Annotated in this window: 20 protein-coding genes and 2 pseudogenes; 11 read left to right on the top strand and 11 right to left on the bottom strand. The window is 60.0% G+C overall.

The annotated features are described in order from the left end of the window. Positions 1-18 precede the first annotated feature (18 nt). From araH to ACOZK9_RS23340, 7 genes are read right to left on the bottom strand one after another with little or no spacing between them, the layout of a single operon-like run. Positions 19-990: an L-arabinose ABC transporter permease AraH gene (gene araH, locus ACOZK9_RS23370; protein WP_058413235.1), complete on the bottom strand. Its 972-nt coding sequence runs from the start codon at positions 988-990 to the stop codon at positions 19-21. 9 nt (positions 991-999) lie between these two features. Next, positions 1,000-2,529 carry an L-arabinose ABC transporter ATP-binding protein AraG gene (gene araG, locus ACOZK9_RS23365; protein WP_421556660.1) on the bottom strand — a complete coding sequence of 510 codons (1,530 nt, stop codon included), beginning with the start codon at positions 2,527-2,529 and terminating at the stop codon, positions 1,000-1,002. A 57-nt stretch (positions 2,530-2,586) separates the two neighbouring features. Continuing rightward, positions 2,587-3,591 (bottom strand): substrate-binding domain-containing protein, encoded by a 1,005-nt coding sequence (locus ACOZK9_RS23360; RefSeq protein WP_053256670.1) that lies wholly within the window; start codon positions 3,589-3,591, stop codon positions 2,587-2,589. Positions 3,592-3,630: 39 nt separating this feature from the next. Then, positions 3,631-4,494, bottom strand: coding sequence for an SMP-30/gluconolactonase/LRE family protein (locus ACOZK9_RS23355; protein WP_421556659.1), 864 nt, complete (start codon positions 4,492-4,494; stop codon positions 3,631-3,633). A 50-nt stretch (positions 4,495-4,544) separates the two neighbouring features. Beyond that, the gene (locus ACOZK9_RS23350) at positions 4,545-6,125 is read right to left on the bottom strand and encodes an aldehyde dehydrogenase (NADP(+)) (RefSeq protein WP_421556658.1); all 1,581 of its coding nucleotides are present in this window, start codon (positions 6,123-6,125) and stop codon (positions 4,545-4,547) included. A gap of 10 nt (positions 6,126-6,135) precedes the next feature. Next, on the bottom strand, positions 6,136-7,125 hold the full coding sequence (gene araD1 / locus ACOZK9_RS23345; protein WP_421556657.1) for an AraD1 family protein: 990 nt from the start codon (positions 7,123-7,125) through the stop codon (positions 6,136-6,138). A gap of 15 nt (positions 7,126-7,140) precedes the next feature. Further along, the gene (locus ACOZK9_RS23340; RefSeq protein ID WP_421556656.1) at positions 7,141-8,463 is read right to left on the bottom strand and encodes an MFS transporter; all 1,323 of its coding nucleotides are present in this window, start codon (positions 8,461-8,463) and stop codon (positions 7,141-7,143) included. A 192-nt stretch (positions 8,464-8,655) separates the two neighbouring features. Between ACOZK9_RS23340 and ACOZK9_RS23335 the strand changes: the two genes are divergently transcribed. From ACOZK9_RS23335 to ACOZK9_RS23315, 5 genes are all read left to right on the top strand, one after another. Further along, positions 8,656-10,392, top strand: a complete 1,737-nt coding sequence (locus ACOZK9_RS23335) for an IlvD/Edd family dehydratase (RefSeq protein WP_421556655.1) — start codon at positions 8,656-8,658, stop codon at positions 10,390-10,392. A gap of 47 nt (positions 10,393-10,439) precedes the next feature. After that, complete coding sequence (locus ACOZK9_RS23330) at positions 10,440-11,162, top strand: FadR/GntR family transcriptional regulator (RefSeq protein ID WP_058413243.1); 723 nt, start codon at positions 10,440-10,442, stop codon at positions 11,160-11,162. A 471-nt stretch (positions 11,163-11,633) separates the two neighbouring features. Further along, on the top strand, positions 11,634-11,924 hold the full coding sequence (locus ACOZK9_RS23325; RefSeq protein WP_122250302.1) for a DUF3077 domain-containing protein: 291 nt from the start codon (positions 11,634-11,636) through the stop codon (positions 11,922-11,924). A 302-nt stretch (positions 11,925-12,226) separates the two neighbouring features. Next, a complete protein-coding gene (locus tag ACOZK9_RS23320) occupies positions 12,227-12,610 on the top strand; it encodes a hypothetical protein (protein WP_421556654.1) in 384 nt (127 codons plus the stop codon). Between the two features lie 213 nt (positions 12,611-12,823). Continuing rightward, entirely contained in the window at positions 12,824-13,216 is a 393-nt protein-coding gene (locus tag ACOZK9_RS23315; protein ID WP_421556653.1) for a hypothetical protein, read from the top strand. A gap of 704 nt (positions 13,217-13,920) precedes the next feature. On the opposite strand, the gene ACOZK9_RS23310 is transcribed toward ACOZK9_RS23315, so the two are convergent. Then, positions 13,921-15,012: an NADH:flavin oxidoreductase/NADH oxidase gene (locus tag ACOZK9_RS23310; RefSeq protein ID WP_122250300.1), complete on the bottom strand. Its 1,092-nt coding sequence runs from the start codon at positions 15,010-15,012 to the stop codon at positions 13,921-13,923. A gap of 78 nt (positions 15,013-15,090) precedes the next feature. On the opposite strand from ACOZK9_RS23310, the gene ACOZK9_RS23305 reads away from it, so the two are divergent. Next, positions 15,091-15,402, top strand: a complete 312-nt coding sequence (locus ACOZK9_RS23305) for an ArsR/SmtB family transcription factor (RefSeq protein WP_058413245.1) — start codon at positions 15,091-15,093, stop codon at positions 15,400-15,402. An 8-nt stretch (positions 15,403-15,410) separates the two neighbouring features. Here ACOZK9_RS23305 and ACOZK9_RS23300 read toward each other — a convergent pair whose 3' ends face one another. Genes ACOZK9_RS23300 through ACOZK9_RS23290 form a run of 3 tightly spaced genes read right to left on the bottom strand, consistent with a single transcriptional unit; the run spans position 15,411 to position 16,896 of the window. Next, positions 15,411-15,872 (bottom strand): metallophosphoesterase family protein, encoded by a 462-nt coding sequence (locus tag ACOZK9_RS23300; RefSeq protein ID WP_421556652.1) that lies wholly within the window; start codon positions 15,870-15,872, stop codon positions 15,411-15,413. Further along, entirely contained in the window at positions 15,872-16,636 is a 765-nt protein-coding gene (locus ACOZK9_RS23295; RefSeq protein ID WP_421556651.1) for a Fic family protein, read from the bottom strand. The genes ACOZK9_RS23300 and ACOZK9_RS23295 overlap by 1 nt, the downstream gene beginning before the upstream one ends. Then, positions 16,633-16,896, bottom strand: a complete 264-nt coding sequence (locus ACOZK9_RS23290) for a hypothetical protein (protein WP_421556685.1) — start codon at positions 16,894-16,896, stop codon at positions 16,633-16,635. The genes ACOZK9_RS23295 and ACOZK9_RS23290 overlap by 4 nt, the downstream gene beginning before the upstream one ends. Positions 16,897-17,076: 180 nt before the next feature. On the opposite strand from ACOZK9_RS23290, the gene ACOZK9_RS23285 reads away from it, so the two are divergent. The 5 genes and pseudogenes from ACOZK9_RS23285 (at position 17,077) to ACOZK9_RS23265 (ending at position 23,990) form a co-directional block, all read left to right on the top strand. Continuing rightward, positions 17,077-17,967 (top strand): bestrophin family protein, encoded by an 891-nt coding sequence (locus ACOZK9_RS23285; RefSeq protein ID WP_058413247.1) that lies wholly within the window; start codon positions 17,077-17,079, stop codon positions 17,965-17,967. Between the two features lie 152 nt (positions 17,968-18,119). After that, a pseudogene (locus tag ACOZK9_RS23280) lies at positions 18,120-19,199 on the top strand (HAMP domain-containing protein); the annotation flags it as partial. Positions 19,200-19,526: 327 nt separating this feature from the next. Then, positions 19,527-20,063, top strand: a pseudogene (locus tag ACOZK9_RS23275) (methyl-accepting chemotaxis protein); the annotation flags it as partial. 183 nt (positions 20,064-20,246) lie between these two features. Continuing rightward, positions 20,247-22,655 (top strand): glucose/quinate/shikimate family membrane-bound PQQ-dependent dehydrogenase, encoded by a 2,409-nt coding sequence (locus ACOZK9_RS23270; protein WP_421556650.1) that lies wholly within the window; start codon positions 20,247-20,249, stop codon positions 22,653-22,655. Positions 22,656-22,724: 69 nt separating this feature from the next. Beyond that, on the top strand, positions 22,725-23,990 hold the full coding sequence (locus tag ACOZK9_RS23265) for a carbohydrate porin (RefSeq protein WP_421556649.1): 1,266 nt from the start codon (positions 22,725-22,727) through the stop codon (positions 23,988-23,990). Positions 23,991-24,145 lie beyond the last annotated feature (155 nt).

Here is a 24,145-nt window from a genome sequence, read left to right as displayed (position 1 = left end):
CCCACTTACCACACCACTCTATCCGCGCTGCTTCATGCGGTCGATCACCACGGCCAACAGCAAAATAGAACCGCGAATCACATATTGGTAGAAGGTATCGATGTTCTTCAGGTTCATCGCATTCTCAATGATCGCCAATATCAACACCCCGGCGATCACGTGACGAATCATGCCCACCCCGCCGCTCAACGACACCCCGCCCAGCACACAGGCAGAAATCACCGTCAGCTCAAAACCCTGGCCGATCATCGGCTGGCCAGAGGTCATGCGCGACGCCAGAATCACCCCGGCCAACGCGCCGATCACGCCATGGATGGCGAAGATCAGGATCTTCGTGCGATCAACATTCACCCCTGCCAGCAGCGCCGCTTCGGGGTTGCCGCCAATGGCCATGGTGTTGCGCCCGTAGGTGGTGTAGTTGAGCAGCCAGCCAAAAAACAAGAAACACAGAATCGTGATCAGGATCGGTACAGGCACGCCGAACAGTTGGCCGTTGCCGAAAATAAAGAACTGATCCTGCGACACGCCAACCGCTTTGCCATTGGCAAAGATATACGCCAGGCCACGCACGATCTGCATGGTCGCCAGCGTGGTAATCAACGCGTTGACGCGCAACTTGGCGATCACGATGCCGTTGATCAGCCCCACGATCAGCCCCATCAGTAACGCCGCGCCGATGCCCAGCATCACGCTGTCGGTATCGCGCATGACAATCGCCGCCACCACGCCGGCGCAGGCAATCACCGAGCCCACGGACAAGTCGAAATGCCCCGACGCCAGGCAAAACAGCATGGTGCAGGCGGCGATGCCCACCGTCGAAATCGCCAGGCCGAGCCCCCGCATGTTCAGCGGCGAGAGGAAGTTATCGATCAGCAAGGCGCAGAGTAAAAAGATACTCACGGCGGCGATCAGCATCGCCCAGTTGTCGAGCAGCGCGCGCAGGTCGAGGGGTTTGCGTGCCGTCGGCAACGCGTTGTGTTGGGTCGTCATAGTCGTCTCTCAGTTCGCCGGGCCGCGCGGCAAGGCCAGCTGCAGCAAGTTGGATTCAGTCGCGTGTTCGCGGCGTTCTTCGCCGCGCAGGGCGCCTTCGCACAGCACCAGGATGCGGTCGGAAATGCCCATCACTTCCATCAGGTCGCTGGACACCACGATCACCGCAATGCCCTGTGTCGCGAGGTGATGGATGATCTGGTAGATCTCGGCCTTGGCGCCGATATCGATGCCTCGAGTCGGCTCATCGAGCAACAGCACCTTCATCGGCATCGACAGCCAACGGCCCAAAATGGCCTTCTGTTGGTTGCCACCGGACAGGTACATGATTTTCTGCTCTGCGTTCGGCGTTTTAACTTTCATCGCTTTGATCTGCTGGTCGGCATTGCCCTTTTCCCAGCCATCGCGCAGCAGCCAGCCAAACGCTGCATGCGCGCCTCGCGCACTGATGTTGATGTTTTCGGCAACGCTTGCCAGCGGAATAATCCCCTCTTTTTTGCGGTCTTCCGGGCACAGCAGCACGCCCGCTGCAATCGCATCACGCGGCGAGCGCAGTTGCAGCGGTTGCCCACAGAGGTGCAACTGGCCGGCAGTCGCGCGCTCCAGCCCGCTGAGCAGACGAAACAGCTCGGTACGCCCCGCACCGACCAAACCGAACAGGCCGAGAATCTCGCCTTTGTGCACCTCAAAACTCACTGGCTCACGCAAGCCAGGGCCGAGTAAACCCTCTACCTTGAGCGCAACCTCGCCGTGGTCGCGTGGGCGATAATCGTAAATATCCTGAATGTCGCGGCCGACCATGCAGGTGACCAACTGGTCGTGGGTCAGCGCGTGCATGTCGTCAAAGGTGCGCACGTAACGCCCGTCCTTGAACACGGTGACGGCGTCGCAGATGCGGAATACTTCTTCCATGCGATGGGACACATAGAGCACCACTTTGCCCTCATCACGCAGGCGCGTGATGATCGCCATCAGCCGGTCGATTTCGCGCGCCGACAAGCTGCTGGTCGGTTCATCGAAGGCGATCACATGCGCGCCACGCGACAGCGCCTTTGCGATTTCCACCAGTTGGCGCTGGCCGAGTGACAGCCGGCCAAGCTTTTCCTCGGGGTCGATTTCATCCGCCAGGCCTTTGAGGCAGGCCAGCGCCTGCTTGCGCAGCACGCTCCGATTGACCACGCCGAAGCGCGACGGCAAATGCCCGAGAAACAGGTTTTCGGCCACGCTCATTTCCGGCACCAGGTGCAGCTCCTGGTGAATCACCGCGACGCCGCTGGCAATGCTGTCGGCAGCGCATTTGAAAGCCATGCTGTGCTCGCCGATCTGCAACGTGCCGCTGCTGGGGATGTAGGCGCCGCCGAGAATTTTCAACAGCGTCGATTTGCCTGCGCCGTTCTCGCCCATCAAGGCGTGCACCTGCCCCGGCTGGGCGGTGAAGCTGATGGCGTCGAGCGCCTTCACGCCGGGAAAGGTTTTACCGATGCCGTTGAAACTCAAATGTGCACCGGCATTATTATGTGTTTGTAATTGCGCGTGCATAACCACCTCGTCACACCGATCAGGCGGCCCCGTTGCCGGGGCCGCCAAGCAAAACCATCAGTTCCACAAACCGATTTTTTCCAGTTCCTGCTTGAAGTTCTCGCGGGTAATCAGCGTCACTTCATCCATGGCGGTGTACTTCGGTGGCTCTTTGCCGGTGGTGACCCAGTCGAACATCATCTTCGCGGTGTTGTAGCCCTCGATGTGCGGGCTAGGCAGCATTGAGCCGAAGAAGCCGCTGTTGGGCTTTTTCAGTTCACCGATGGCGTCGGTGCCATTGATGCCGATACCGATCACGTTGGCAGCGGCAAAGCCTGCGCTTTCGGTGGCGCGTACGCCGCCCAGCACGGTGTTGTCATTCATGCCGCCGATGATCAGGTTTTTTGCGCCGCTGGGCAGTTTGACCAGTGCCGAGTTAGTTGCGTCCATGCTGCCGGGTACGTCGAGGGTTTTAGCGGCGGTAAAGAGGATGTGGTCCTTGGGAATACCGGCGTCTTCCAGCGATTTAACCGAACCGTCGGTGCGTTTCTTGCCGGTGTCGAGTTCGTTGAAGGTGTTGATCACGGCGTAGGTGTCTTTCCAGTCCCAGCCGCGTTTTTTCGCTTCAGCCGCCATCGCGGCGCCCTGCTTCTGGCCCACTTCGAAGGCGGCCATGCCCAGGTACGGCACGTCCTCCATGAAGTTGCCTTTGGCATCGACAAAACGGTCATCCACCGCAATCACTTTCAGGCCGTTGGCCTTGGCTTTGGCGACGATGGCCGGGCCGAGCGACACGTCCGGTGGGCAGATGACAAAACCCTTGGCGCCATTGGCCGCAAGGCTGTCGATGGCCGAGAGGGTTTTTTCGCCATCGGGCACGGCGATCTTGATCACGGTAAAGCCATGTTCCTTGCCGGCTTTTTCGGCAAAGGCCCATTCGGTCTGGAACCACGGCTCTTCAGCCTGCTTGACCAGAAAACCGATCTTCACTTCTTCTGCGGCCAGCAACAGGCCGCTCAAGCTTAAGGCCGATACCGCCACAGCGGCGCAGCACAGGGAACGGATACCACGACGACGATTCATACGGGTGACTCCTTGTTGTTGTTGTTCAAGTCTTGGGGGTTAACCTGCAAAGCGGTGACAGGCGGTGCCTGGCACGTCAACCTCGATGGCCAACAGCGCGCCATCCAGGGGGTGATCGAGTGGGCTAACGGCGCTGGTGATGTACAAGGTGCTGAGGTTGGGGCCGCCGAACACGCAACTGGTGGGGCGGCTGACCGGCAGTTCGATAATACGGTCGACTTCACCCGAAGGCGTCAGCCGCAGCAGGCAACTGCCGTCCCACCGCGCGTTCCAGATATAGCCTTGGCTGTCCAGCGCCGAGCCGTCCGGCCCGCCGCGCGCGTGCGCGCCGAACCACACCTGCGCCGGGCCGAGTTGGCCGTCGGCCTGGATCGCATGCCGATACAGCGTGCCGTCCAGGCTGTCGCCAAAATGCACGTGGCCGCCGTCTTCGCTCCACAACAAGGTGTTGGGAATGCCCAGGCCGTGCAGCAACGGCGTGACCTGCGCATAGGCATCGATGCGAAACAGGCCGCCGGAACGCCGCGTAACGGGCAGGTCTTGACCCTGCTCACCGATATTGTTTTGCATGGTGCCCAGCCACAGGCGACCTTGGGCATCGCAGCGTGCTTCATTGCCACGATTGCCCGTTTGCGGGTCGGCCACGCAGAGCAAGGTCAAGGCTTCGGTGGCAAGGTTCAGCCGGTAAACGCCGCTGCACAAGGTCACCAGCGCGTCACCGCTGGCACACGGAATAAACGCCGAGACGTGCTCGGGCAACTGCCAGATTTGCAGCTGCCCGCCCATCCAGCGCAGCGCCTGTTTACCGATAATATTTACCCAATACAGCGCCTGAGTGGGCGCGTCCCAGAACGGACCTTCGCCCAAGTGTGCGCGGTGCGGGGTAACGGCGTTACACGGCATATGGCCTCCTGGATTATTCTTCTTGTCAGGTAAGTGTTTTCAGCTGCGCGTTACAGCGAATCGCGCGACGGCGTGCCATCCACCAGCCGCTGGATACGCAACGGGTTGGCATTTTTCAACGCGTCCGGCAGCAAGCTGTCAGGGTAGTTCTGGAAGCACACAGGCCGCAGGAAGCGGTCGATGGCCAAGGTGCCGACCGACGTGCCACGCGCATCGGACGTCGCCGGGTATGGCCCGCCGTGCACCATCGAATCGCAGACCTCAACGCCGGTCGGGTAACCGTTAAGCAGGATGCGGCCGACCTTTTGTTCCAGCAGCGGGGTCAATTCGACGAACTGCTCAAAGTCTGCTGGCTCGCCAATAATCGTCGCCGTGAGTTGGCCGTGCAGGCCGTGCAACGCGGCGCTGAGTTGCGCCTGATCGGCGACTTCGACAAACACCGTGGTGGGGCCGAACACTTCTTCTTGCAGCACTTCATCGCCCTCGATCAGCAAGCGCGCACCGGCCTTGAACAACTGCGGCTGCGCCTGGTTGCCGGCTTGGGTGCTACCGGCCAAATGCTCAATGCCAGGGTGCGCCAGGAGCTTTTGCAAACCCTTGCCGTAGCTGCTCAAGGTGCCGGCGTTGAGCATGGTTTGCGCCGGTTGCTCGCCGATCAACTGGGCGACCTGTTGGGTGAATGCGCTGAATTCAGGCGATGCGATACCGATCACCAAGCCTGGGTTGGTGCAGAACTGGCCACAGCCTTGCACCACCGAAGCAGTCAAGTCGCGGGCGACGTTTTGCGCGCGCGCCTGCAAGGCGTGGGGCAACACGATCACCGGGTTGATGCTCGACATTTCAGCAAATACCGGGATCGGCTGCGCACGTGCCGCCGCCATGTCGCACAACGCGCGGCCGCCCTTGAGCGAGCCGGTAAAGCCGACCGCCTGGATCGCCGGGTGCTTGACCAGCGCCTCACCGACGCCACCGCCGAAGATCATATTGAACACACCCGCCGGCATCTCGGTGGCCTCGGCCGCGCGAATAATCGCATCAGCCACATGCTCTGCCGTCGCCATATGCCCGCTGTGGGCCTTGAACACCACCGGGCAACCCGCCGCCAGCGCCGCAGCGGTGTCGCCGCCCGCTGTGGAGAACGCCAGGGGAAAGTTGCTCGCGCCAAACACGGCGACCGGGCCGAGGCCGATGCGGTATTGGCGCAGGTCCGGGCGCGGCAGAGGCTGGCGATCAGGTAGCGCTTTGTCGATACGTGCGCCGTAGAAATCACCGCGGCGCAACACCGTTGCGAACAGGCGCATCTGGCCGCTGGTACGCCCGCGCTCGCCCTTGATACGTGCGGCGGGCAACGCGGTTTCGCGGCACACCAACTCCACAAAATCGTCGCCCAGCGCGTCCAGCTCGTCGGCCACCGCGTCCAGGAACTGCGCGCGGCGCGAGGCACTCAAGGCGCGGTACGCAGGGTAAGCCGCTGCGGCGGCTGTAGCGGCAGCGTCAACTTCTTCGGGGGTGGCCTGGTAGAAATGCTGCGGCAAGGCTTCGCCGGTGGTGGCGTCTACGCTTTGCAGGGTGACGCTGCCGTTGGCGCTGCGCTGGCCGCCGATGTAGTTGTGGCCGAGTAACTGGGTCATGTGGCTCTCCTTAAAGGGTGATGACAGTGCCGGGTTCGAACACCGCGTCAGCGCTGCCGACCGTGTTGATCAGCGGCGCGCCGAACTCGGCTTGGCTGATCTCGAACACATCGCCCGGTTGGGTACGTATACCGTCGGCGAATGACAGCGTAGCGGTGCCGAAGAAATGAATGTGCACATCGCCCGGCGTGAGGAACTGACTGTACTTGAAATGATGGTATTCGAGGTTTTCCAGGCTGTGGCACATATTCGCCTCGCCACTGAGGAACTGGTTTTCCCAAATGACCTTGCCGTCACGCAGGATGCGGCTGGTGCCCGCCAGGTGCTCGGGCAACTCACCCACGCGCAGCTCCGGGCCGTAGCTGCAACTGCGCAGTTTAGAGTGGGCCAGGTACAGGTAGTTTTTGCGTTCCATGACGTGGTCGGAGAATTCGTTGCCGACCGCATAACCCACGCGATAGGGTTTGCGATCGTGGCCGATCACGTACAGGCCGCCGATTTCCGGTTCTTCACCGGCGTCGTCGGCGAACGGCGGCACCGGGAATGCCTGGCCTGGGCGTACCACGGTGCTGCCGTCGCCCTTGTAAAACCATTCCGGTTGCACGCCCGCTTGGCCGCTGGCAGGTTTACCGCCCTCCACGCCCCATTTGAAAATGCGCATGGTGTCGGTCAACGCGCTGTCGTCGCCGGCCTGGTGCATTTTGTCGCGCGCCGAAGCGCTGCCCAAGTGGGTCAGGCCGGTGCCGCTGATCAGCATGTGCGCCGGGTCCGGGTGGTCGAGTGGCGGCAAAATTTTCAGCTCGGTCAACAATGCAGCGTAGTCATGGCTATCGCCCAAGCCGACGCTTTCAACCTGTTGCTGCAACTTGACGCCGGCCTCGATGGCGGCCAGCGCCAGCTCGCGCACCGTGTGCACGCTCTGAACTTCGCGCAGTTGCGTGCCTTCGACGACGCCAACCCGACGCTCACCGTTAGCCAATTCGAACTGAACTAAACGCATGAAACTTCTCCTCGATTAAGTACGTGTGGCGCCACGCGCGCTGGCGGCAAACTGGTCGGCGGGCAGTACGTGCTTGCGTTCCAACACACGATAGACCACACCGGTCAGCAGCAACCCGAACACCATCACGCCGGACAAAAAGTACAAACCCGACGCCAGGTTGCCGGTGTATTCCTTGAGCGCACCGATCACGAACGGGCCGATGTAGCCGCCGAGGTTGCCGACCGAGTTGATCAGCGCAATACCCGCCGCCGCACTCGCGCCGGCAAAAAACCGCCCCGGCAAGGTCCAGAACACCGCGGTGCAGGAAAACAGTGCAAACGCTGCCAGGCACAGCGCGGCCATTTGCAGCACCGGCACACTCAGCCAGGCACTGAAGAACAGGCCGATGGCGCCGAGCACATAGAGCACCGCGAGGTGGCCATAACGGTCATTCAAACGGTCGGAGCTGCGCGGGATGATCAGCAGCCCGATGATGCCGAAGATATACGGCACGGCGGACACGAACCCGGTGGTCAGGTCACTGCCGCCGAACTGCTTGATCAGGGTTGGCAGCCACAGGCCAAGCCCATAGATACTCAAGGTGACTGGCAGGTAGAACAACGCCAGCAGCAACACACGCGTTTCTTTCAGCGCGTGCAGCGGGTTGCCGTGGCGGGTTTGGCCATAGGCTTGCAGGTCCTTCGCCAGCTCACCGGTGAGCCAGGTTTTCTCGTCCTCGCTCATCCATTTGACCTGCTTGGGGCCGTCCGGCAGGTAGCGCAGCACCGGCCACGTCAACAACAATGCCGGAGTGCCGATCACAATAAACAGCCACTGCCAGCCGTGCAGGCCAAGCATGCCGTCCATACCCAGCAGGCCGCCGGACACCGGGCCGGTGATCATCATTGCGATGGGTTGCGAGAGGATGAACAGCCCGAGAATTTTGCCGCGATGGCGTATCGGAAACCATTGGGTGATGTAGTAGAGCACGCCCGGAAAGAACCCGGCCTCCGCCGCGCCAAGCAGAAAACGCATCACGTAGAAGCTGTGCGGCCCCTGCACAAAGGCCATGCCGATGGTGATGGCGCCCCACGTCAGCATGATGCGCGCAAACCAGCGCCGCGCACCGAAGCGGTCGAGCATCAGGTTGCTGGGAATTTCAAACAGAAAGTAGCCAATAAAAAACAGCCCTGCTCCCAGGCCATACGCCGCGTCACCGATGCCAACGTCGGCGCCCATGTGCAGCTTGGCAAAGCCCACCGCCGAGCGATCCACGTACGCGATCAGGTAGAGCAAGATCAGGAAGGGAATCAGTTTCAGCGTAATGCGCCGTATAAGCCGCAGTTCCTGGCTCATGGAGTCGATCTCCGATTGTTGTTTTTATAGACGCTCGGGGGATGCCTCTCGCGAAAATACGCCAGGGTCAAGCCGAAGATGAGATTGAATATATAGTAGTACTATTTAGCAAACAACACTTCCAAACAGAAGATTTTGCGCTTATGTTTAGCGGAATAGAGATCATATAGTCATACAATAAGAGAGACCATCATGCCTGACAAAAAGCCCGGCCTACGCTCCGCACAGTGGTTTGGTACCGCCGACAAGAACGGCTTCATGTACCGCAGCTGGATGAAGAACCAGGGCATCGCCGACCATCAGTTCCATGGCAAACCGATCATCGGTATCTGCAACACCTGGTCAGAGCTGACCCCGTGTAACGCGCACTTCCGCCAGATCGCCGAGCATGTAAAACGTGGCGTGATCGAGGCGGGTGGCTTCCCGGTGGAATTCCCGGTGTTCTCCAACGGCGAATCGAACTTGCGCCCTACCGCCATGCTCACCCGCAACCTCGCGAGCATGGACGTAGAGGAAGCGATTCGCGGCAACCCTATCGATGGCGTGGTGTTGCTGACCGGCTGCGACAAAACCACCCCGGCGCTGTTGATGGGCGCAGCCAGTTGCGACGTGCCGGCGATCGTGGTCACCGGCGGGCCGATGCTCAACGGCAAGCACAAGGGCCAGGACATCGGGTCGGGCACGGTGGTGTGGCAGCTCAGCGAACAGGTCAAGGCAGGCACGATTACCCTGGATGATTTTCTCGCGGCCGAAGGTGGCATGTCGCGTTCGGCGGGCACCTGCAACACCATGGGCACCGCGTCGACCATGGCCTGCATGGCCGAGGCACTCGGTACATCGCTGCCGCACAATGCGGCGATTCCGGCGGTGGATGCGCGCCGTTACGTGCTGGCCCACATGAGCGGCATGCGCGCGGTAGAGATGGTGCGCGAAGATCTGAAGCTGTCGAAGATTCTGACCAAAGAGGCGTTTGAAAACGCGATTCGCGTGAATGCGGCCATTGGCGGCTCGACCAACGCAGTGATTCACCTAAAGGCAATTGCCGGGCGCATCGGCGTCGAACTCGACCTGGATGACTGGACCCGCATGGGCCGGGGCATACCGACGATTGTCGACTTGCAACCGTCGGGGCGTTTCCTGATGGAAGAGTTCTACTACGCCGGTGGCCTGCCCGCCGTGTTGCGCCGCTTGGGCGAAGCCAACCTGATCCCGCACCCCAACGCACTCACCGTGAACGGCAAGAGCCTGGGCGAGAACACCAAGGACTCGCCGATTTATGGCCAGGACGAAGTGATCCGCACGCTCGACAACCCGATCCGCGCCGACGGCGGTATTTGCGTGCTGCGCGGCAACCTTGCGCCGCTGGGCGCAGTACTCAAACCCTCGGCCGCGAGTGCCGAACTGATGCAACACCGTGGCCGCGCGGTGGTGTTCGAGAATTTCGACATGTACAAGGCGCGCATCAATGACCCGGAACTGGACGTGGATGCCAACTCGATCCTGGTCATGAAAAACTGCGGCCCCAAGGGTTACCCAGGCATGGCCGAAGTCGGCAACATGGGCCTGCCGGCCAAGCTGCTGGCGCAGGGCGTGACGGATATGGTGCGTATTTCCGACGCACGCATGAGCGGCACCGCCTACGGCACCGTGGTCTTGCACGTGGCACCCGAAGCCGCTGCCGGCGGGCCGTTGGCCACGGTGCAGGAAGGTGACTGGATCGAACTTGACTGCGCCAATGGCCGCTTGCACCTGGACATTTCCGACGCAGAGCTGGCGGCGCGCATGGCTGACCTTAAACCGCCGCAGAACTTGATCGTCGGCGGCTACCGCCAGCTGTACATCGAGCATGTGCTGCAGGCGGACCAAGGCTGCGACTTTGACTTTCTGGTGGGTTGCCGTGGGGCGGAAGTCCCGCGTCATTCCCACTAATTGGGATGCTATGATGCCGCCTATTTAGCCAGAGCCTGCCTTTCGTTATGGATCACCAGCCGCCCAAGCCGCGCAAGAGCATGCATGCCCAGATCGTTCAGGACTTGGGCATGCACATCGTTTCCGGCCGCTTCAAACCCGAAGAACGGCTGCCCATGGAGGCCACGCTTTGCGAGGAGTACAAGGTCAGCCGCTCGGTGCTGCGCGAGGCAACGCGGGTGCTCAGCGCCAAGGGCCTGGTGTATTCCAAACCCCGCGTGGGCGCAGTGGTGCGGCCGCGCTTGAAGTGGCATTTGCTCGACCCGGACGTGTTGTCCTGGTTGATGCAGTCCACGCCGCACAGTGAATTTTTCAACACGCTGGCCGGCGTGCGGCGCATCCTCGAACCGGAAATCGCCGCCATGGCAGCGACCACCGCCACCGACGAAGACATCGCCATCATCGAGGCTGCTTACCTCGGCATGGAAACCGCGAAGACCCACGATGCGCTGTTACAGGCCGACCTGGACTTCCACCGCGCGATTGCCGACGCCACGCGCAACGACTTGCTCGCCTACATGTGCAACATGCTGTCGTTGCCGCTGCGCGAGTCGATCAACATCACCAACCGCCGCCCGGATATTCAGGGCCTCAGCCTGCCCCGCCACAAGGCGATCCTCACGGCCATTCGCAACCGTGACGCCCTCGGCGCACGGCACGCCTCGCTGGTGCAACTGGATGACACGCGGGTGGCGCTGGATACCGTGATGAATGTGCTGACCCCGCTGTAAAGCAGGGCCAGTCGGCTGAGTTTTTCGCGTTCGACAGGTGCATGCCATTCGATACGCCCTTTTACCGAGAAACCTGGAAGGCCTACGATGAAACTTCGTAGCCTCATTCGGAAACATCTCAAATACACAATGAGTTGCAGCCTAGAGACCGTGGCGTTAACCTCTCGCCGTCGCTGCTCATCAGCGATCGGGCCTGGAAACCCGTCACCGAGACGCACGTAGCGTCGTCAAACACTCATCAGACGCTTTTTTTGTGTCTGCGGTTTGTGCTTTTTGGCGGCCGTGTGCGGGAGACATTCGTGTCTGCCGAGTTGTCTCTGTCTCGGTTTCCAGCCTGCGCACGGCTGCCACCCATCACCTGGAAATGATGAGTGGCCGCCAAAGTTGGTCATCACAGAGGTTTCATAACGTGTTCGAATACCACAGTGCAGTTCGCACCAACATTGCCTCCAGTCACTTGGGAGGCCAGCAATGATCAACCCATCCTCAGCAGAAACCATTGGCGCTCAGACCTTCGCAGATTGCGGCGAAGAAAAAGGCCATTTGAAGCTGTTCCGCGTCAACGCCGGGGTTCCTCTTCGTGAAGCGCTTGAACATGCATCGCACGTGCTCTACTACGCAAAGATGCTCTCGCTTGAGGCCGCAATGGACCCAAAGGCGGAGAAATTCGCGTTCGCCTCGCACTACTTGGGCGAAATGGGCAAGGCCATCATTGATGATTTACTTTTGGCGATGGAGCCGAGTAGTCCCGAACCGCAGTAAGTAGTTCGCGCCCGGTGCAATGCATCGGGCGCCTAACCACTATCACAGCCGCAACTGCGTAATTGTCGTCCATATGCGACATTACGCTCTCCCCTTTAGCAAATGCCGCCACTCTGTCAGACATTTACAGTCCCATTTTCGGAAACGTCCGACTTTACTTCCAGCTTTTATATTATCAGTGTAGCGGCGTAATAAATACGTGCTGCTCCCTGTTACCGCCTGATAGGTCCCCGCCCTATCGTCCAGTCAAAGTGACAATAAGGAAGGCAGCACACTTATAACCCTGGATCAGGATAATAAAAGTGAGTGCAGCATCGTCCTGTTTATACACCAATGAAGTCTCTTCAGGCTTTCTCCGCGCCCCAGAAAACTTGAGGCTAACGAAGAGAAAACCAGGCACCTGCAACGAAGGAGTGTCGAGAATAGTTAAACAGCAGCAGAAACACATAAAAACTCACCCTCCTATCGCCATCTACCGCATCGCAGCGCAAGGCAGCCAAACCCGCAACGGTGGAGTTATTCAACAAACGGTATCGACGATGGAATTCAAGCTGCCCAATGGTGAGCAAGTACGTGCAGCGCAGAAGGGTGATTACGCTGTATATCCCGACGGCACAACGGCGCAAATCGTGACTGCTGCGGGTGAAGGCTTTAACCATGTTGCGCTGTTACGCCAATCACGTTGAGGCGACCAGTCGCGCAGCCGAGTATATGAAGGCAAGTGGATGGGCAAGTGGCCTAGCCGGTGGTTCGATTTGTGTGGCGCTTGGCATCTCGACAGGAATCGGTGGTGTCGTATGTGTTGCAGCCATAGTGGGGGCAGGCGCATGGGTGGGGACGACAGTCGGTGGTATGGGCGGCGAATTAGGCGGCGAAATTTTGTACGAGAAAACTTTACAATGACCTCAGACGAATTTTGGAAATCCTGGCTGGCTTTCTGGATTGTTGCAGGCGGCCCAGGCCTGCTTGCATTAGTCGGACTATCATTCAGTCTGTACCTTACCCGCCGTCACTTGGACGCGATGAAGGAGGCTTTGAAGAACAGCCTCTACATTTATATATGGGGAGATAGCTTGGGTAAGCGCGGTGTAATTTGGTCCCTATTGGAAATGTCAAAAATTGCCGGAATGATTACGATGCCAAAAGCGTACATCCGCCTAGGCGACTTGGACCCGGTAGATTTAGAAAACTTCCCACCGTATCTGAAACGTCTTCTTGTAATCGTGACGGCGATGATCTTCACGCCTGTAATTTGGATGGTAGTTGTGGCCGTCGTGCTGAAACTTAAGTAGCGCGATGGTCGACTATCCCAAGGCTCAAAGCGCAGCACTAGTTGCCAAGTGCAGGACGGCGCATGGGAGTTCGCCTGGCCACCCTGGACTGCGATCATTCTTACTAGTGGCTGGGGTCTGCTTGCATTTATGAATCTTGCTTACAGCCCGCAACTTACCCACCGTCACTTGGACGCTATGAAAGAGGCCTTGAAGAACAGCCGTTATATTTATATTTGGGGAGCTTGCCCAGGGAAACGGGGTTTGATTTGGTCTCTCTTGGAGATAGCCAAAATCACAGGAATGCTAATGATGCCAAGGATACACATCCGTCTTGGCGACCTAAACCCTGTCGATCTTGAAAACTTTCCTCCTTACCTTAAACACCTGCTGAAACTCGACTTTGCGATGATGATAGGGACTTGAGTTTGGCTAGCTGTTGTATTCGCGCGGATAAAACTCAGGTAATTCGGGCGAGTGTCACTTGAGGTCTCTTATCAGGAAGGACCGAGTGAGAACTCGTTCCAACCCATACGCCGATCACGCCGCAGTTGCTGATTCACCTTCAAAAACAACTGCCTGATCGGCCATATCTGGTTATTCGTATACACCCTGTGTGTCTTTTCAAAATCTGCAAGCCCCTCTGCAGCACGGGTGCGGCTGGGGTCGTAACCGATCCATACCGCGTCGCGTTGCCGAAGGGCGTTGAGCGTTGTTGCCTCGCCTCAGCGATAGCGTTCCAACCAATGCGCGTAGGGTGCCGGCAAGGTCCAGGACGCATTGTCGACGCCCAGCTCTTTGGCTGCAAAATACGCCCAATGCGGGTCGGCCAAGTGGGCGCGGCCCACCGAAACCAGGTCAAGGTGCCCGGCTTGCAGGGCGCTTTCGGCCAGTTGCGGCGTACCAAAACCCCACGCCGAGGTGACCGGGATGCCCGCTTCGCGACGTACGCGCTCGGCGATCGGGCCCATGAAGGCCGGGCCCCACGGAATGTTGGTGTCAGGAATGGTGAAACCGACGCTGACGCTCAGCAAGTCCAGGCCACCAGCCTTGAAACGGCGGGCCAGTTCGATGGATTCAGTCAGTGTTTGTTCGTCACGGCCGTCGTATTCGATCACACCGAAACGTGCGGTCAGTGGCAGGTTCTCTGGCCATACTTCACGCACGGCGGCCAGGGTTTCCAGAAGGAAACGGCAGCGGTTATCGAAGCTGCCACCGTAGGCATCGGTACGCTGGTTGGAATGCTCGGAGAAAAAGCTCTGCCCCAGGTAGCCGTGGGCGAAGTGCAGTTCGATCCATTCAAAACCGGCGTCACGCGCCCGGCGGGCGGCATCGACGAAGTCCTGGCGCACACGGGCGATGTCTTCCAGGGTCATGGCGCGCGGCACGTTAGGCAGGTTCGCACCAAACGCAATCGCCGACGGCGCGATGGTTTCCCAGCTTCGCGCGTCGGACGCCGGCATGTGGTCATCGCCTTCCCATGGGCGGTTGGCGCTGGCTTTGCGGCCGGCGTGGGCAATCTGGATGCCCGGCACTGAGCCTGCAGCCTTGATGGCCTTGACCATCGGCACGAAGGCTTCGGCGTGTGCGTCGCTCCAGATGCCGGCGCAGCCTGGGGTGATGCGGCCTTCGGGGGCCACGGCAGTGGCTTCAACCACCAGCAAACCGGCGCCGCCACGGGCCATGCTCGCCAAGTGAACGTGGTGCCAGTCGTTGACGATGCCATCGTCGGCTCGGTATTGGCACATCGGCGGTATTGCGATGCGGTTGCGCAGGGTAACGTCTTTGAGTTTGAACGGTTCGAACAATGCTGACATCGTGGACTCCAGGAGCGAGTGAGTGATTCGATAGTTCGATGGTAATCGAACTATAGTATTCAACGATAGCCCCCTGTTATGATTCATTTCATGCGAGCTTTCAAACACCCGGCCATTGAAGACCTGACTCTCGAACGCGTGCTCTACGCGCTGAGCGACTCTGTGCGCCTGGAAATCGTGCGCTGTTTGGCCGGTGTGCCCGAGGCCACGTGTGGCGAGTTGGACGGCGGGCGGCCTAAGTCGAGCATGTCCCACCACTTTCGCGTGCTGCGCGATGCAGGCCTGGTGCACACCCGCAGTGCGGGCACCACTCATCTGAATTCATTGCGTGGCGAGTTGCTTGAGAGCCGGTTCCCCGGGCTGCTGCAGAGTATTCTCAGCCAGCGCTAAAATTTGCATCAGCCCAGCAGCGAAACAAGCCGCGGCTCGATTGAGCTGCCCAGCACCTCAAGCACCGCCAGCGTCACCGGCAATGTGAAGCGCCGCCGCCCCGCGCTGCCGGGGTTCACATACAAGACTGCACCGCGCCACTCAATCAAAGGTTTATGCGAGTGACCGGTGATCACCAGCCGCGTCTGCGGGCCAAGTAACGCAGGCACGTCGGCAATGTCATGCACCACCAGCGTATTCCAGCCATGAACATCCAGGTTCAGATGGTCGGGCACCTGCTGCGCCCACACCGCGCCCTGGTCATTGTTGCCGCGCACCACGTGCAGCGGCGCGATGCACGCCAATTGCTGAAGAATCTCCGCGCTGCCGATGTCACCCGCATGAATGATCTGTTCACACCCTTGCAGCGCCGCCACGGCTTCGGGGCGCAGCAGGCCGTGGGTATCGGAAATTACGCCAACTGTGTACATCAGGTGTCCTGTTTTGCACAAGGCGGCTGATCAAGCAACTGCGCCCTGTAGGTTTTGTAAATCTGTTGAACCTCTGGGTTATCCAGATTTTCGTAAGTGATACCTTCCTTATCCAGCCCGTCCAGCCCTTTGATACCGCCAATCATTCCTGGCCATTCATCACGATGGTTAATATCGACCACGAAGGGTTTCAAGTAGCTGTTCAAGTGCCCTTTGAATGGCTCCCGAATCTCCTCACTAAGTGCCATAAGATACTCATCCTTATTCGTTCTTGACCACTCAATGGCAAACTTGGCGCGGTAACATAGCTCCATGAATACAAGCAGAATCGTACGACCATTACCATCAAGAAAAGGATGCGCAAACGCCAGTTGGCCCATCACATCGCCGGGGTAGTTTCTAAAACGTTGCGTGTTTGAAGCCAGTTCAAGCGCATATTCAACAGAGCGCTTGATCGAATCCGGATGTTCGAAAGCCGTATGACGGGGGTTAGCCTGCGTGCCTTTGAAGACTGCAAGATGGGGGACGAGCGCTTTTCGGTCCTTCCCCGCCCAGTGATAGAAATCGGCGAACAAGACTTCATGCACCTTGAGTACGCAGCGGTAATCAATGGGCTTTTTTGTTGCCAGGTACGCGAGCGCATCTTCCAGGCTCAGTTCAAAAGAAAGATGCTCGGACTCTTTTACATCGACAGGGTCTTTGAGTTGTAACGTATTTTGCAGGTACCCTGCGGTTTCAAAGTCGCCGAAGGGATCAAAACTCATGCGCTGATTTGCTTCTTGGCGCGCCGCTTTTCCTGAAGATAACTGCCTTGTAGTGCCAGGGTTTCCGATTTGCTCAGAACGCCCTTGCGCTTAAGGTTGACCAACAATTGCTCGACACCGTCCAACTCGACAACGTCGCCAGCCAAGCCGCTGATTGCCACAGCCATTCGGCTGATGCCATCACGTTCGGCGGTGACATGGTGAGCTTTGGCCATTCGGCGTACTTGGTTGGCAACACTGACATCGGCTGTTTTAGTCATCTGCAATCCCTCGATTAGCACATTGAGCATAGCATGGCGCTGATCCTGCCTATCAACCCGCCTCAAAGCATTCAGCAACGGCACGCGACTTAATCGATTCAGTCGCATGGCGAACCTTTACCCGCACATCAGCGTCCGAGTGTAGGTATTCTTGCTTACCGCTCCCCGCGAGGTCCTCGTTTGAAAGCCGCCATCATCAAAAAGTATCGCCTGATCATCAAGACCATGGGTTATGTGGGTTGGGCGCTGTTCTGGCTATTGTTGTGGGATGTCGCCGTCACGGTGGACTTCATGCTGTTCCTGACCACCAAGATCAATTTACCGCTGATGCCCCTGACGCTGCTGGGTTCGGCGCTGGTGGTGCTGATCAGTTTTCGTAACAGCAGCGCGTATAACCGTTGGTGGGAAGCCCGTACCCTGTGGGGCGCGATGGTGAATAACTCGCGCAGTTTTGCGCGTCAGGTGCTGACGCTGCTGGATGACCCGGACGGCGAGGCGCACCCGATCAAAGCCACCCTGCTGCGCCGCCATGTGGCCTACGTAAATTGCCTGGCCGCGCAACTACGACGCAAGCCGTGCCCGGACGAGGTGCGCGCGTTTATCCCGGCTGAAGAGTTCGCCCGCAACGGCACCACCAATAACTTCGCCAACGACATTCTCACCGGCTCCGCCGCCCTGCTGGCCAAGGAATACAAGGCCGGGCATTTGGACAGCATTCGCCTGGCGCGGATCGAATCCACTCTGGTGGACTTGTCCAACTCGCAGGGCGGCATGGAACGCATCGCCAACACGCCGCTGCCCTACCCTTACGTGTATTTTCCGCGGCTGTTTATTTCGCTGTTCTGCCTGATCGTACCGGTCGGCCTGGTGGAATCGCTGGGTTGGTTTACGCCGCTGGCGTCGACGGTGGTGGGCTTTATGCTGCTGGCAATTGAACGCATCGGCACCGACCTGCAAAGCCCGTTTCACTCCAGCGAACACCAGATCCAGATGGAAAGCATCTGCGAAACCATCGAGAAAAACCTGCAGTCGATGCAGCGCGATGCGCTGGGCAGTGACCGCATCGGCTAACCACCCGCCTTACTGCATTCTCCCGCCTCAAGTGCCTGCTGCCCCGGTCGATATACCGGGGTAAGCATGGACCGCTTCACCCAAAAAACACATGCGCTGCTCCCTCCTACCGTTTCCCCTTGCCATAACTATAAATACCTGCGGGAGAAGTAATGAATATCAAGCAAAAGCTGACGTGGGCGTTTGCGGCTGTCGCGTGCCTGCCGGTTATTCTGGTGGCCGTGCTGGTTGTGTTGAACCTGCGTGCGGGGGCCATGGCCAACTTCCTCGACAGCAGTGGCCGCGAGATCCGCCAGATCGACAATGGCATGCAGCAGTTTTTCGACGGCATCAGCCAGAACGTCGACTACGTGGCCAAAGACCCGCGCATTATCGCGGCCAAAGACCTGAAGAGTTACGCCGGTGCCGACGCCGCGCAAATTGCGCTCACGCCGACCAATAAAGAGCTGCTGGAGATGTTCGACCAGTTTGCCAAGACCCACCCCAGCACCGCTTACCTGTCTTTGGGGTTGAAAGACGGCGGCTACGCCAGTTGGCCCGACGACACCAAACTCAACAACTACGACCCGCGCGTACGCCCCTGGTACCAGGCCGCTTTGGCCGCGCCCGGCACCACTGTGCGCACCGGCGCCTACTATTGGGCACCGGACGATGTGTCACTGATCGGCACCGTGCACACCGTCGCCGACGCCACCGGTAACGTACTGGGCGTGGTTGGCCTGGACGTATCGCTTAAACAACTCACCGAATTGGTGCGCAATATCAAGCTCGGCGAGAGCGGCTACCTGATGCTGGTAGAAGCCAACGGCAACGTGCTGGTGGACCCCAGCGATGCCAAGCACAACTTCAAGCCGCTGGCCGACTTGGGCGCCCATTACGCCGAGCTGGCCAAGCGTGGCGACGGCGTCACCCAGGTCGACATCAATGGCGTGACCTACATGGCCAACGTGGTCAGTTCCAAGGGCTTGGGCTGGCGCTTTATCGGTTTGATCAAGCGCGATGAAGTGATGGCGCAAGCCTCAAGCCTCACTTGGCTGATTGCTGCCATCGCGGCGGTTCTGGCGGTGATCTTTGCACTCGTCGGCGCAAGCTTCGCCCGCGTCATCGTGCGTCCGATTCGCGGGGTCGCTGAGGGTTTGCAAGAGATTGCCGAAGGCGAAGGCGACTTGACCCGCCAGCTCAAGGTCGAGGGCAAGGACGAAACCGCCAGCCTGGCCGGCTGGTTCAACCAGTTCCTGAGCATGATCGCGCAGTTGGTGCAGCGCATCGGCAACGCCTCTACCGACCTGCAAGCGGCCGCCGCCGATACGCACGACGTCGCGCACAACATGAACCAGGCCGCCGGGCGCCAGCGTGAAGCAGTGGAACTGGTGAGCACCGCCTTCAACGAAATGCTCGCCACCGCCAACGAAGTGGCCCGCTCGTGCAGCGCCGCCGCGTCGAGTGCCGACGCAGGCTATCGCGATGTGCACGACGGCCAAGTGCACATCGGCGAAGCCACCGGCAGCGTGCTCAAACTCAGCGAAGACCTGCAAAAGTCGACCCAGACCATGCAGTTGCTTGAGCAGGACAGCAAGAACATCAACACCATCCTCGACACCATCCGCTCGATCGCCGAGCAGACCAACCTGCTGGCCCTTAACGCCGCTATCGAGGCCGCCCGTGCGGGTGACCAGGGGCGTGGTTTTGCCGTAGTTGCCGACGAAGTCCGCGCCCTGGCCCGGCGCACCGCCGACTCCACCGGAGAGATCGACAGCCTGCTCGGTAACCTCGCCCGCCGCACGCAAGACGTCACCCAACAGATGCAGGCCAGCCTGACGGTGTCGCACACCAGCGTGGAACGTATCCAGCAGGCCCGCGACAGTTTCGACAAGATTCGCGGCTCGGTGGATTCGATTCGTGACCAGAACACGCAGATCGCGACAGCCGCCGAGGAGCAACACCAGGTGGCTGAAGAGATCAACCGGCACATCGCGCAGATTCATGCCGACGCGCAGTTGATTGAAGGCTTTGCGCACTCGGCACAGACCGGGTCTGGCCGCTTGACGGATATTTCCGGCCAACTCAACGGCTTGGTGGGCCGCTTCAAGTACTGACGCGTCGGTGAGGCGGTGAGTAATCACCGCCTCACTGGGCTTGAAGACGCTGATCGCGAGCACGTCGAACACAGTGCATCATCACCGCAAGCGTAAAAGACTATTGCAGGACGGAATGTACTAACTGGTTACTTATATTGCTAAAATCGCGTCTTTGCCCTCTCACCTTCGAGTCCTGTCGACATGAAAAGAGCATCGCGCGCCGCTGGCGCCTCAAAATATCTGCTGCTGGGGCTGGGCGTCATCATCGCCCTGCTCGGCCTCGCGCTGGCCATTGGCGGCGGTAAACTGGTCAGCCTGGGAGGCTCGTGGTACTTCCTGATCGGCGGTGCGGCGATGGCCGTCTCCGGCCTGTTGATTGCCCGGCGCAACCCGGCGGGTGCGTGGCTGTTCGCGGCGTTCCTGGTCGGTACGGCGATTTGGGCGGTGGCGGACGTGGGCCTGGTGTTCTGGCCGTTGTTCTCGCGGCTGTTCATGTTCGCGGCCATCGGCGTGGTGGTGGCGCTGGTGTATCCACTGCTCGCCGGCAAACCTGCGCGCAGTGCCTATGGCGTTGCCGCCGTATTGGCGGTGGGCGTGGTGGTGGCAGCCGGCAACATGTTCGTCGCGCACCCAAGTGTGGCACCGACCGGCGCTGGCCCTGGCGTAACGCCGGTGGCCCCGGCCGCTGCACAAAAAGATTGGGCGCACTACGGCAACACCGAAGGTGGCAGCCGTTTCGCCGCACTCGACCAGATCAATCGTGACACCGTTGATAAACTCAAAGTGGCGTGGACCTATCACACCGGCGACGTGGCTATCAGCGACGGCAACGGCGCCGAAGACCAACTGACGCCGCTGCAAATCGGCAACAAGGTGTTCATCTGCACGCCGCATAACAACCTGATCGCGCTGGACGCCGACACCGGCAAAGAGCTGTGGAAGAACGAGGTCAACGCCAAGTCGGCGGTATGGCAACGCTGCCGGGGCATGGCGTATTTTGACGCCACCGCGCCGCTCGCCCAACCGAGCCAACCGAACAGCTCGCCGATCATTGCCGCCAGTGTGGCCGCCGGTGCGCAATGCCAGCGCCGCTTGCTGACCAACACGATTGACGCGCGCCTGATCGCAGTGGATGCCGACACCGGCAAATTCTGTGAAGACTTCGGCACCCACGGCCAAGTGGATTTGAAAGCCGGTTTGGGTAACGTCCCGGACAGCTACTACCAACTGTCCTCGGCGCCGCTGATCGCCGGCACTACCGTGGTGGTTGGCGGCCGCGTGGCCGACAACGTGCAAACCGATATGCCGGGCGGCGTGATTCGTGGTTTCGACGTCATCAGCGGGCAGATGCGTTGGGCATTCGACCCGGGCAACCCTGAAGACAAAAAAGCCCCGAGCGGCGACAAGACCTACGTGCGCAGCACTCCAAACAGCTGGGCGCCGATGTCGTATGACCCGCTGATGAACACCGTCTTCCTGCCGATGGGCAGCTCGTCCACCGACATCTACGGCGTGGAACGCACCCAGCTCAATCATAAATACGGCGCCTCCGTGCTGGCGCTGGACGCCTCCACCGGCGCTGAAAAGTGGGTATACCAGACCGTCCACAATGACCTGTGGGACTTCGACCTGCCGATGCAGCCGAGCCTGATCGATTTCACCCCGCCGGGCGCCGACAAGCCTGTACCTGCGTTGGTGATCGGCACCAAAGCCGGGCAGATTTACGTGCTCGACCGTGCCACCGGCAAGCCGTTGACCGAGGTAAAGGACGTACCGGTCAAGGCCGCGAACATCCCCAACGAACCCTACTCGCTGACGCAGCCCAAATCGGTAGGCATGCCGCAGATCGGCGCGCAAACCCTGACTGAATCAGACATGTGGGGCGCCACGCCGTACGACCAGTTGCTGTGCCGCATCGACTTCAAGGGCATGCGCTACGAAGGCCTGTACACGGCGCCTGGCACCGATAAATCGCTGAGCTTCCCGGGCTCGTTGGGCGGCATGAACTGGGGCAGTATTTCCACCGACCCGGTGCATGGTTTTATCTTCGTCAACGACATGCGCCTGGGCCTGTGGATTCAGATGGTGCCGTCGCAGAACAAGGCCCTCGCCGCGTCCGGTGGTGAAGCGCTGAACACCGGCATGGGCGCCGTACCGCTCAAGGGCACGCCGTATGCGGTGAACAAAAACCGCTTCCTCTCGGTGGCCGGCATTCCGTGCCAGGCGCCGCCGTTCGGCACCCTCACCGCCATCGACATGAAGACCCAGAAAATCGCCTGGCAAGTGCCGGTCGGCACGGTGGAAGACACCGGCCCACTGGGGATTCGCATGCACTTGCCGATCAAGATCGGCCTGCCAACCCTCGGCGGCACCTTGTCGACCCAAGGCGGCCTGATCTTCATCGCCGGCACCCAAGACTTCTACCTGCGCGCTTTCAACAGCGGCAACGGTGATGAAGTCTGGAAAGCCCGCCTGCCGGTGGGCAGCCAAGGTGGCCCGATGACGTATGTGTCGCCGAAAACCGGCAAGCAGTACATCGTCATCACCGCCGGCGGCGCGCGCCAATCCACCGACCGCGGTGATTACGTGATCGCCTACGCCCTGCCCTAACCCCTGCTCGCGCGGTGCCGCCCGGCACCGCGCTTTGCGTTTGCTACCAATGCGTTTGGAAAACCCCGCATGCACCCCACTTCTCACACCTCTATTGGGCGCCTGTTGCTGGGCCTGGCCTTGGGCGCCGCCCTGCCCGTACACGCCGACGACACCCGCCTGAGCGGCGACTGGGGTGGCCTGCGCCGCGAACTCGACGAGCAAGGCATCCGCTTTACCGGTGACTACAGCGGCGAGACCGCCTACAACGCCGACGGCGGCCAGCACCGCGCGGCGCGCTATTCGCAAAACCTCAAGCTCGGGGTGCAGTTGGACCTCGGCAAGCTCTACGGGTTTAACCATGGCGACCGCGTCCAACTGACGATTAACGACCGGCGCGGCAACAGCGCCTCCGAAGACCTGGTGGGCAACCGCCTGCCGATTCAGGAAAACTACGGCGGCCTCTACACGCGCCTCACCGAGCTGAGTTACGAGCGCACGCTGTTCACCGACGCGCTGAACCTCAAACTCGGCTACATGGCGATGGGCAATGACCTCGGCGGCCTCGACAGCGGCATCCTGTGCAACTTCATGAACGCCGGTTTCTGTGGGCACCCGCTGAATATGTCCGGTGGCAGCGGCTGGACCAACTACCCGAATGCGCGTTTGGGTGCACGGCTGAAATACGACCTTTCGCCGCAGTGGCAACTGCGCGTGGCCGCATTTAATGTCGACCCGTCGAGCAACGGCAACGCCAGCCGTGCCTGGCACCTGACGCCCAAACACACCACCGGCACGGTGGTGCCCATCGAGCTGGTCTACAAACACGCGGGCACGCTGCCGGGTGAATACAAGCTGGGTTATTACTACGACAGCTCCGATGTAAAGCGCATCGGCAGCCACCAGGACGTCAGCGGGCGCAGCGGTCATTACCTGCTGATTGACCAAGCCGTGTGGGCTTCCAGCACCACCGCTGGCCGGGTGCTGCACGCGTTCGGCCAATACTCGGGCGCAAGCCTTGCCGCCTCGCCCTTCAGCAAATGGTATGGCGCGGGCGTGGTGCTGTACGCGCCGTTCGAAGGTCGCCCGCGCGACACCGTCGCCCTCGGTTATGGCCGTGCGGTGCCGAACCCGCGCAGTCGTGAGGTGCAAGAATTGGCGGCGTTCAACGCCGGGGCTGACTACCCAAACCTGAACAATGCCGAGCAATTGGTCGAACTCAGTTATGGCTATAAGGCGACGCCGTGGCTGACCTTGCGCCCGGATGTGCAATACATCATCGAGCCGGGGGCATTTTCAGGCATGAATATCGACAACGCGCTGGTGCTGGGCTTGCAGGCCAAGGCGGTGTTTTAAGCGCCCCACTCCCTCAAGCAGCATGCAGTCACCTGTGGGAGATTCTATGGTTTTGGGGAAGCCTCCAAAACCGCTTTCGACTGGTATTCGCTCAGGTTTTTCATGAGAGAAAACGCGATGCGAGCCAGCTTGCGGGCGATGATGACCAGGGCCTG

Source organism: Pseudomonas kitaguniensis (assembly GCF_049199985.1).
GTDB classification, from domain to species: Bacteria; Pseudomonadota; Gammaproteobacteria; order Pseudomonadales; family Pseudomonadaceae; genus Aquipseudomonas; species Aquipseudomonas kitaguniensis.
Note: the sequence above shows the minus strand (reverse complement) of the source record. Positions and strands in the feature narration are given on the sequence as shown.